A 9,656-nucleotide genomic window follows, 5' to 3' on the forward strand; every position below is an offset into this window, starting at 1 on the left:
GGCTTCCAGTCGCGTGATGGCTGTGCTGTATCGCCCACGCTCCAGGGCATCGCGTGACTCTTCATAGAGTTCGCGCTCGGAAACGCCGGCGAACTCGTCGGCCTCTTCCCGGGAATCGTTGCTGGCACAACCCGCCAGCCAGGCGGTCGCCAGCAACATCGCAGCAAGGCGAGTAGTGGGGTTAAAAACGCGCATCGTCATCCTCGTGTCAAACAAGCCGGTTCGACCATGATAGAATTGATTCAGATGTTGCTCACTATAAAGCACCGGGCGGCAAAACGCAGTCCTCTGACGCCATCCGTGCTGCCGGCCGCTGGTTGTGCTCTTCTGATACCCGCATACAGGCTCCTTTCCCGTCGATGCCACAGACCCTCGAAGCAATGCAAGGCGTTCCCGACGCCATGGCCGGATGGCGCCTGGACCAGGCGGCTGCCGATCTCTTCGCCGATTTCTCCCGCGAACGCCTCAAGACCTGGATCAAGGCCGGCGCCCTGACCGTGGATGGTCAAAGGGCCAAGCCGAAGGACAAGCTGCATGGTGGCGAGACCCTGGCACTGCGGGCGGTGATCGAGGATGACACCCGCTTCGAACCCGAAGACATCCCGCTCGCGGTGGTCTTCGAGGACGACGAGGTTCTGGTAGTCGACAAGCCAGCGGGATTGGTCGTTCATCCCGCGGCGGGCAATCCGGATGGTACCCTGCTCAATGCGCTCTTGCATCACTGTCCCGCCTTGGCCGGTGTGCCGCGAGCCGGTATCGTTCATCGGCTCGACAAGGACACTACCGGACTGATGGTGATTGCCAAGACCCTGGCGGCACAGGCGGCCTTGGTCGAGCAACTCCAGGCGCGAACGGTATCGCGTGAATATGACGCCATCGCGGTCGGTGTGATGACCGCTGGTGGCACTCTCGACGAACCCATCGGCCGTCATCCCCGGGATCGCAAGCGTCAGGCAGTGAATGCCTCGGGCAAGCCGGCAGTGACCCACTATCGGGTGGTGGAGCGCTTCCGCGCCCACACCCATGCCCGTTGTCGGCTCGAGACCGGGCGGACGCACCAGATCCGTGTCCATCTGGCTCACCTGCGTTATCCGCTGGTAGGCGACCCGGTCTACGGTGGACGGCTCAAGCTACCAAGAGGCGCCGGAGAGGATCTCAAGTGCCTGCTGCGAGAATTCCCCCGCCAGGCATTACATGCGCGTAAGCTGGGTTTCGTCCATCCGGCCAGCCGTGAGAAACGGGTCTTTCGTGTCCCGCTCCCGAATGACATGCTGGTACTGCTCGATCACCTGCGTGATGACCGTGAGACCATGCGATGAGCGATGCCCCGGACCTGCGCCCTACCCTGATCCTGCCCGACTGGCCGGCGCCGGTGACGGTGGGTGCCTTCGTGACCACTCGTGAGACGGGTCCCAGCCAGGGTGACTTCGCTGCCTTCAATCCCGCGGAACATGTCGGTGACAACACCGACCATGTGGCCCTGTGCCGGCGTCTGCTCCAGAAGGAATTGCATGACCGACCCTTGCTCTGGTTGAACCAGGTGCACGGAGCTCGCGTCCAGCATGGCCTGGAGGCATCCGCCGAGGCCGATGCTTCCGTGGCCTTCGACCAGCGCCATGCCTGTGTGGTCCTCACGGCGGATTGCCTGCCGATCTTCTTCTGTGATCGACGGGGAGAGCGGGTGGGGATCGCCCATGCCGGCTGGCGAGGCCTGGCCGGTGGCGTGCTGGAAGCCACGGTGGCGGCGATGGGTATCCCTCCGGAGGAGCTGCTGGTCTGGTTCGGGCCGGCAATCTCCAATGCCCAGTTCGAGGTCGGTCCCGAGGTCCAGCAGACATTCGTCGGGGTGCATCCCGAGGCGATCATGGCCTTCGAGCCCAGCCCCTATCGACTCGGCCATTTCATGGCGGATCTCTACCGCTTGGCAAGGTTGCGACTCGAACGTCTCGGCGTATCCTCCATTAGCGGTGGTCACTTCTGTAGCGCCTGTGAATCCCGTTTCTATTCCCATCGCCGAGAAAATGGTCGAACCGGGCGAATGGCCAGCGTGATCTGGTTGCGCTGACCTGCGGCCACTGCCGTCTTGATCCATATCAATCCCGTTTCGCCCTTCCCTGTCCGGTGACTTGAAAGCTGACCACGCCGACTCCATTGATGCTGTCAAGACACATACTAGGGCCAGGCGGCGCGTCCGACCGCGTCGTCACCCCGATGGAGGAAAGATTCATGCGATTCGACAAGTTCACCGCCAAGCTGCAGAACGCCGTAGCGGATGCCCAGTCCCTGGCCGTGGGCCGCGGGCACAACCAGCTGGAGCCCGGCCACCTGCTGCTGGCGCTGCTTGAGGCCACCGATACCGGCGTCAGGGCACTGGTGCAGAAGGCCGGCGGCGATGCCGCCCGGCTGCGCGACGGCCTGACGGGCCACCTCGACGACCTGCCGAAGGTCGCCAATTTCGACGGCGAAGTGCAGCCCTCCCGCGAGCTGGTCAAGCTTTTCAACCTTACGGATCGTGAGGCCCAGAAGCGCGGCGACCAGTACATCGCCAGCGAGCTGGTGCTGTTGGCGGCACTTGAGATGGGCCACGCTGTCAGTAAGCTGCTCAAGCAGGCCGGGGTCACCCGCCAGTCGCTGGAAACTGCCGTCGACAGCGTGCGCGGCGGCGAGAAGGTCGACGACCCCAACGCCGAGGACCAACGCGAGGCGCTGGAAAAATACACTCTGGACCTCAACGAGCGGGCGGCCAGCGGCAAGATCGACCCGGTGATCGGCCGCGACGACGAGATCCGCCGCACCATCCAGGTGCTGCAGCGGCGTACCAAGAACAACCCGGTACTGATCGGCGAGCCTGGGGTGGGCAAGACCGCCATCGTCGAGGGGCTGGCGCAGCGCATCGTCGACGGCGAGGTGCCGGAGGGACTCAAGGATAAGCGCGTGTTGTCATTGGACATGGGCGCGCTGGTGGCCGGCGCCAAGTTCCGTGGCGAGTTCGAGGAGCGCCTCAAGTCAGTGCTCAAGGAGCTCTCCCAGGAAGAGGGCCGGGTGATCCTGTTCATCGATGAGCTGCACACCGTGGTTGGTGCTGGCAAGGCCGAGGGTTCCATGGATGCCGGCAACATGCTCAAGCCGGCACTCGCTCGTGGCGAGCTGCACTGCGTGGGTGCCACCACCCTGGATGAGTACCGCAAGTACATCGAGAAGGATGCTGCTCTGGAGCGTCGCTTCCAGAAGGTGCTGGTGGACGAGCCCTCCGAGGAAGACACCATCGCCATCCTGCGCGGCCTCAAGGAGCGCTACGAGGTGCACCACCATGTCGAGATCACCGACGGCGCCATCATCGCCGCGGCCAAGCTGTCGACTCGTTACATCACCGACCGCCAGCTGCCCGACAAGGCCATCGACCTGATCGACGAGGCCTCCTCGCGCATCCGCATGGAGCTCGACTCCAAGCCCGAGGAGATGGACCGCCTGGACCGCCGGCTGATCCAGCTCAAGATGGAGCGTGAGCATCTCAAGAAGGAGACCGACGAGGCCTCCAGGAAACGCCTGGAGATGCTTCAGTCCCAGATCGATGAGCTGGAACGCGAGTACGTCGACCTCGACGAGATCTGGAAGGCCGAGAAGGCCAGCATCCAGGGCGCGGCCCAGTTCAGGGATGAACTCGACAAGGCCCGCATCGACCTGGAGCAGGCGCGCCGCCAAAATGATTATGGCCGCATGTCGGAACTCAAATACGGAATAATTCCCGAGCTCGAGAAGAAGATCGCCGAGAGCAGCGAGACCGAGGCCGATACCTCCAGGCACCAGTTGCTGCGCTCCAACGTCACCGAGGAAGAAATCGCCGAGGTGGTCTCGCGCTGGACCGGCATCCCGGTCGCCAAGATGCTCGAGGGCGAGCGCGACAAGCTGCTGCGCATGGAGGAGGCCCTGCACGAGCGGGTGATCGGTCAGCACGAGGCGGTCACCGCCGTGGCCAACGCCGTGCGCCGCTCCCGCGCCGGCCTCTCGGATCCCAACCGGCCAAACGGCTCCTTCCTGTTCCTCGGTCCCACCGGGGTGGGCAAGACGGAGCTCTGCAAGTCGCTGGCCAACTTCCTCTTCGACACCGAGGAAGCCATGGTGCGCATCGACATGTCGGAGTTAATGGAGAAGCACTCAGTGGCACGCCTGATCGGTGCGCCCCCGGGCTATGTCGGCTACGAGGAGGGTGGCTATCTCACCGAGGCGGTGCGCCGCAAGCCTTACTCGGTGCTGCTGCTCGACGAGGTGGAGAAGGCCCATGCCGATGTCTTCAATATCCTCCTGCAGGTGCTCGAGGATGGCCGCCTCACCGATGGCCAGGGGCGTACCGTGGATTTCCGTAACACCGTAATCGTGATGACATCGAACATGGGCTCGGACATCATCCAGCGCATGGGCGGTGACGATGCGGACTACGAACAGATGAAGGAGATGGTGATGGCGGTGGTCGGCGATCACTTCCGTCCCGAGCTGATCAACCGCATCGACGAGGTGGTGGTCTTCCATGCTCTGGGGCAGGAGCAGATCCAGGCCATCGCCGGCATCCAGCTCGATCGTCTGCGGTCACGCCTGGCTGAGCACGACCTGTCGCTGGAGGTCAGTGATGCGGCCCTGGTGCAGCTGGCCGTGGTGGGCTTCGATCCGGTCTTCGGCGCACGGCCGCTCAAGCGGGCGATCCAGAGCCGCATCGAGAATCCCCTCGCCCAGGACCTGCTGGCCGGGAAATTCGCCCCGGGCGATGTCATCCATGTGGATGCCGAGGAGGGCCATCTTGTATTTCGCAGCTGATGCACAAAGCGTTACCGTGCTGACCGGCTTTGCCGGTCAGCATTGCCTATACTGCTAGTCAGGTTGCGTCCTGTAACCTCTCTTGCCCGCCTCTCCTCGATTGGCGGGCTCTTTTTTGCCCCTTCGAGACGAAATGTCTTGTCGATTTCTCGACGATGGACTACTCCAGCACCGATCATGGTTGACACTCCTGTGGCGCTAATGGAATCTTGTGCCTTCCTGATTGCGGGCGCAGACTGTAGTGGGCAACCCCCACCACCGCGCGAAGGGTAGGCCAGATGGCCTCTACCCGCCGAAGGACTACCGGAACCGGGCCAACCGCCCGATCCGGCCAACGCCCCGACGCGGCGATCCGCCGTGATGAGAGTGCAGGCCCTATCCGGGTCTATCAACGCCAGGGTTTGGCATCAGGTGCCGGCATGGCCGGCAGCGGCATATCGCCGCACTCGACTCCGTGTCCCGACGGTGGATACGGATCGCACTCGAGACCTACAGGGGAGAAACATCTGTGGAACTGCTTTCCGGCGCAGACATGATCGCCCGCTTCCTCCAAGATGAGGGCGTCGAATATATCTATGGGTATCCCGGTGGGGCGGCGCTGCATATCTATGACGCCCTCTTCCGCCAGGACAAGGTCAAGCACATCCTGGTACGCCACGAACAGGCGGCGACCCACGCCGCCGACGGCTATGCGCGTGCCTCCGGCAAGCCGGGGACGGTGTTGGTCACTTCCGGGCCAGGTGCCACCAATGCGGTGACCGGCATCGCTACCGCCTACATGGACTCGATTCCCATGGTGGTGCTTTGCGGCCAGGTCATGAGCCACATGATCGGTGACGATGCCTTCCAGGAAACCGACATCATCGGTGTGACGCGGCCGATCGTGAAGCACAGCTTCTCTATCCGGCATCCGTCGGAGATTCCCGAAGTCCTCAAGAAGGCCTACTATCTGGCCTCGACCGGGCGGCCCGGTCCGGTGGTGGTGGACATTCCCAAGGACATGACCGCCCCCACCGAGCGTTACGAATACGTCTATCCGAAGAAGATCCGGATGCGTTCGTACAACCCGGTAGCTCGCGGCCATAGCGGCCAGATCAAGAAGGCCGTGGAATTGATGCTCAAGGCCAAACGCCCGGTGTTCTACACTGGCGGCGGCGTGGTCACCGGCCGCGCCAGCGAAGGCTTGACCGATCTGGTCAAGCGGCTGGGCTATCCGATCACCACCACCCTGATGGGGATCGGCTCCTATCCCCAGAGCGACCGGCAGTGTCTGGGCTGGCTGGGGATGCACGGCTCCTATGAGTCCAACATGGCCATGCACCATGCCGACCTGATCATTGCCATCGGGGTCCGCTTCGATGATCGCGTGACGAACAATACGTCCAAGTTCTGTCCCACGGCCAAGATCATTCATGTGGATATCGACCCCAGTTCGGTATCCAAGACCGTGCGCGCCGATGTACCCATCGTCGGGCCGGCGGCCAGCGTGATCGACGAGATGATCAGCCTGATGCAGGACAAGGAGATCGCCAACCCCGAGGCGCTGGTCGAATGGTGGCAGAAGATCGACGACTGGCGGGATGAGCGACAGGGTAAACTCTATGAACATTCCCAGCCCGGCGAGTTGTTGAAGCCCCAGGAAGTGATAGAGGCAATCTGCCGCTTGACCCGCGGCGAGGCGTATGTGACCACGGATGTCGGCCAGCACCAGATGTTCGCCGCACAGTATTACAAGTTCGACAAGCCCAACCGCTTCATCACCTCCGGGGGTCTTGGTACCATGGGCTTCGGCTTCCCGGCCGCCATGGGTATCAAGCATCACTATCCGGACGAGGAGGTGATCTGCATAACGGGTGAGGGCAGCTTCCAGATGATGATGCAGGAACTGTCCACCTGTAAGCAGTTCGGTGGCGGCGTAAAGATCATCAATATCAACAATGGCTCTCTGGGCATGGTTCGCCAGTGGCAGGACCTGAACTACAAGTCACGCCATGCGCATTCCTATATGGAGTCGTTGCCCGATTTCCAGAAATTGATCGAGTCCTATGGCTTCACCGCCCTTCGGGTAGAGACGATGGAGGAACTCGAGCCAGCCCTGGAAAGGGTCCTGGCCGACCGGCAAGAGCTGGTGTTCCTCGACGTCATCGTCGACCCCCACGAGCACGTCTATCCGATGCAGGTGCCCCTGGGCTCCATGCGTGACATGCTGCTTTCGAAGACGGAGCGGACCTGATGCGCCATATCATCTCGATCCTGATGGAAAACGAACCGTGCGCCCTCTCACGGGTGGTAGGGCTGTTCTCCCAGCGTAACTTCAACATCGAAACGCTGAATGTTGCCCCCACCGATGATCCCAGCCTGTCGCGGCTGACGGTCACCACCGTGGGTGATGATCGGGTGATCGAACAGATCACCAAGCACCTCAACAAGCTGATCGATGTGGTCAAGCTGGTCGACCTGACGGAAGGCAATCACATCGAACGAGAGTTGATGATGATCAAGGTCAAGGCACTGGGCGCGGCACGGGACGAGGTCAAGCGTACCGTGGATATCTTTCGTGCGCAGATCGTCGACGTCTCGCCGAGCCTCTATACCGTGCAGATTACCGGCGACGCCGGCAAGCTGGATGCCTTCCTCCAGGCCATGGCGCCGGTGGGCATCCTCGAAGTGGCGCGAACCGGGGTTTCGGGGATCGCACGGGGCGATAAAGTCCTTTCCTTGTAAATGGAACTGAGCCCTTCGAGGTGTCACGGAGCCGTCTTTCGGGGCGGCTCCGCCGTTTCTAGCGCTCGATGACCTCATCCCATAATGCCCGTATCAAGGGGCTCTTGAGACGACGCTCGAGAACACAGAGGCCGACATCATAGTGGGGCAGTTCCGGTTTCACCGAAAGGACCCGGATGCTATCCACCAGGGGACTGTTGTCGAGCACGATCTTGGGTACCACTCCCACACCGAAGCCCAGGCTTACCATGCTGACGATGGCCTCATGCCCCGCCACCTGGGCATAGATTCGCGGTGTGATGCCCAGTGCCCTGAACCAGGTGTTGCTGTACTCCCGGGAGAGTCCCGCCTCGGACAGGATCATGGGTACCTCGCGCCACTGCTCGGCGGAAGGCGACTCGGGCGTGGGCGGAATACCAGTCCTGAGTGCCCCTTGGCGCAATGAATACGAGCGGCGAGCGGGTCAGTGACTTGAATGCCAGTGCCTCCGGGGGATGTCGGGGCCTGGGAGTGATGGCCATGTCCTCGCTGCCGGCGAGTACCCGTGACATCGCGTCGGCCGGATCGCCGGTATGCAGCTTGAGTTTGATGCGCGAGTGGCGACGCCGGAATTCGCTGAGCAGTTCGTAGAGGAAGCTGTAGCTGGCGGTCACCGAGCAGTAGATGCTGATCTCGCCGGCCAATGCCTGCGCCTCGCTCATCATCGACTGTCGCAGTTGTTCCCACTGTTCCAGTGTCTCGCGGGCGAATTGCTGGAAGCGCCGTCCTTGATGGGTGAGTGCCACATGTCGGTTGTCACGATCGAAGAGTGTCACGCCCAGGCGTTGTTTAAGCTGGCCTATGGACCGACTGAGGGTCGAAGGGCTGACATGGCAGCTATCGCTCGCCCTGCCGAAGTGGAGGGTCTCGGCCAGTGCAAGGAAGTGTTCGAGGGGGCGTATGTCCATTCTCTCATTATTGCACATACTGGCATGTAGTATTGCAAATATCGCGTTTTACGCAATGCGCTTCCGAGAGTAAGCTCCCGTCACTGGTCTTCACCGGCATCTGGCCCCGGCAAATGCCGGGTCGATGGCGATCACGACAAATCCCTTCCATCTTTATTCTTTCAGGAGCATACCATGCGCGTTTATTACGACAAGGATTGCGATCTCTCCCTCATCCAGGGCAAGAAGGTCGCCATCGTGGGCTACGGCTCTCAGGGCCATGCCCATGCCAACAATCTCAAGGAGTCGGGCGTAGACGTCACCGTGGCACTGCGTGCCGGTTCCGGCTCTGCTGCCAAGGCAGAGGCCGCCGGCCTCAAGGTCGCGACCGTCGAGGATGCCTGCAAGAGTGCCGACGTGGTGATGCTGCTGGCGCCGGACGAGAACCAGAAGGCGATCTACGAGACTCAGGTCGAACCGAACCTGAAGCAGGGTGCCTCCCTGGCCTTCGCTCATGGTTTCAACATCCATTACAACCAGATCGAGCCCCGCGCCGACCTGGACGTGATCATGGTCGCGCCGAAGGCCCCGGGGCACACCGTTCGTTCCGAGTTCGTGCGTGGCGGCGGTATTCCCGACCTGATCGCCATCCATCAGGATGCGTCCGGTACCGCCAAGGAGTTGTCGCTTTCCTATGCAGCGGCCATCGGCGGCGGCCGCAGCGGCATCATCGAGACCACCTTCAAGGACGAGACCGAGACCGACCTCTTCGGTGAGCAGACCGTCCTGTGTGGTGGCACCGTGGAGCTGGTGAAGGCGGCCTTCGAGACTCTGACCGAGGCGGGTTATGCACCGGAAATGGCCTACTTCGAGTGTCTGCACGAGCTCAAGCTGATCGTCGACCTTATGTACGAGGGCGGCATTGCCAACATGAACTACTCCATCTCCAACAATGCGGAGTATGGCGAGTACGTGACCGGCCCCGAGGTCATCAATGACCAGTCTCGTGCGGCCATGCGCAATGCGCTCAAGCGTATCCAGACCGGTGAATACGCCAAGATGTTCATCAATGAGGGCAACAGTAACTATCCCTCGATGACCGCGCGTCGTCGCCTGACGGCCGAGCACGAGATCGAGACCGTGGGTGCCAGGCTGCGCGGCATGATGCCCTGGATCGCCGCGAACCAGCTGGTCGAC

At 62.0% G+C, this 9,656-nt stretch carries 6 protein-coding genes and 2 pseudogenes; 6 read left to right on the forward strand and 2 right to left on the reverse strand.

The genetic code is table 11. The features are described 5' to 3' along the window. Positions 1-195: pseudogene (locus tag ACESMD_RS08405) on the reverse strand (outer membrane protein assembly factor BamD); the annotation flags it as partial. Between the two features lie 164 nt (positions 196-359). Between ACESMD_RS08405 and rluD the strand changes: the two are divergent. From rluD to ilvN, 5 genes are all read left to right on the forward strand, one after another. After that, entirely contained in the window at positions 360-1,319 is a 960-nt protein-coding gene (gene rluD / locus ACESMD_RS08410) for a 23S rRNA pseudouridine(1911/1915/1917) synthase RluD (RefSeq protein ID WP_372612160.1), read from the forward strand. After that, a complete protein-coding gene (gene pgeF / locus ACESMD_RS08415) occupies positions 1,316-2,065 on the forward strand; it encodes a peptidoglycan editing factor PgeF (protein WP_372612162.1) in 750 nt (249 codons plus the stop codon). Before rluD ends, pgeF begins: the two co-directional genes overlap by 4 nt. 161 nt (positions 2,066-2,226) lie before the next feature. Next, a complete protein-coding gene (gene clpB / locus ACESMD_RS08420) occupies positions 2,227-4,809 on the forward strand; it encodes an ATP-dependent chaperone ClpB (RefSeq protein ID WP_372612164.1) in 2,583 nt (860 codons plus the stop codon). 508 nt (positions 4,810-5,317) lie between these two features. Next, entirely contained in the window at positions 5,318-7,042 is a 1,725-nt protein-coding gene (locus ACESMD_RS08425; protein ID WP_372612166.1) for an acetolactate synthase 3 large subunit, read from the forward strand. Beyond that, positions 7,042-7,533: an acetolactate synthase small subunit gene (ilvN, locus tag ACESMD_RS08430; protein WP_372612168.1), complete on the forward strand. Its 492-nt coding sequence runs from the start codon at positions 7,042-7,044 to the stop codon at positions 7,531-7,533. Before ACESMD_RS08425 ends, ilvN begins: the two co-directional genes overlap by 1 nt. Before the next feature lie 58 nt (positions 7,534-7,591). On the opposite strand, the pseudogene ilvY reads toward ilvN, so the two are convergent. Continuing rightward, positions 7,592-8,480, reverse strand: a pseudogene (gene ilvY / locus ACESMD_RS08435) (HTH-type transcriptional activator IlvY). Positions 8,481-8,654: 174 nt separating this feature from the next. Between ilvY and ilvC the strand changes: the two are divergent. Further along, the coding region (ilvC, locus tag ACESMD_RS08440) for a ketol-acid reductoisomerase (protein ID WP_372612170.1) at positions 8,655-9,656 on the forward strand (1,002 nt) is incomplete at its 3' end.

The sequence above is a fragment of the Halomonas sp. genome (genome assembly GCF_041689495.1).
Lineage (GTDB): Bacteria > Pseudomonadota > Gammaproteobacteria > Pseudomonadales > Halomonadaceae > Halomonas.

Excerpts from the sequence above, each read along its gene's own strand:
- clpB (WP_372612164.1), top strand. The coding sequence starts at position 2,227 with ATGCGATTCGACAAGTTCACCGCCAAGCTGCAGAACGCCGTAGCGGAT.
- ilvN (WP_372612168.1), top strand. The coding sequence starts at position 7,042 with ATGCGCCATATCATCTCGATCCTGATGGAAAACGAACCGTGCGCCCTC.
- rluD (WP_372612160.1), top strand. The coding sequence starts at position 360 with ATGCCACAGACCCTCGAAGCAATGCAAGGCGTTCCCGACGCCATGGCC.
- pgeF (WP_372612162.1), top strand. The coding sequence starts at position 1,316 with ATGAGCGATGCCCCGGACCTGCGCCCTACCCTGATCCTGCCCGACTGG.